1 rRNA gene is annotated in these 728 nt (G+C 54.7%); it reads right to left on the bottom strand.

Annotated elements, in window-relative coordinates:
• Positions 1-728 (bottom strand): 23S ribosomal RNA (locus tag SBH76_RS13460); the annotation flags it as partial.

Below are 728 nucleotides of genomic sequence, written 5' to 3'. Positions count from 1 at the left end.
AATACATTACTGTACTTACATCTTGGCCCTATCTACCTCGTAGTCTTCAAGGGGTCTTACTGTTTTCACATGAGATATCCCATCTTGAGGGGGGCTTCACGCTTAGATGCCTTCAGCGTTTATCCCGTCCCGACATAGCTACCCTGCCATGGAGTTACTCTCCAACAGGTACACCAGCGGTCAGTCCGTCCCGGTCCTCTCGTACTAAGGACGGCTCCTCTCAAATATCTTACGCCCACGCCGGATAGGGACCGAACTGTCTCACGACGTTCTGAACCCAGCTCGCGTACCGCTTTAATGGGCGAACAGCCCAACCCTTGGGACCTGCTACAGCCCCAGGATGCGATGAGCCGACATCGAGGTGCCAAACCACTCCGTCGATGTGAACTCTTGGGAGTGATAAGCCTGTTATCCCCAGGGTAGCTTTTATCCGTTGAGCGATGGCAATCCCACTTTATGCCACCGGATCACTAAGTCCTACTTTCGTACCTGCTCCACCCGTCGGTGTCGCAGTCAAGCTCCCTTCTGCCTTTGCACTCTTTGAATGGTTTCCGACCATTCTGAGGGAACCTTCGAGCGCCTCCGATACTCTTTCGGAGGCGACCGCCCCAGTCAAACTCCCCGTCTGGCATTGTCCCCCGGCCGGATAACGGCCGCAGGTTAGAAATCCAGCAATACAGGGGTGGTATCCCAACGGCGACTCTGCATAAACTGGCGTCCATGCTTCT

This window comes from Lachnoanaerobaculum sanguinis (assembly GCF_033242365.1).
In the GTDB taxonomy this organism is placed as follows: Bacteria; Bacillota; Clostridia; order Lachnospirales; family Lachnospiraceae; genus Lachnoanaerobaculum; species Lachnoanaerobaculum sanguinis.
Note: the sequence above shows the minus strand (reverse complement) of the source record. Positions and strands in the feature narration are given on the sequence as shown.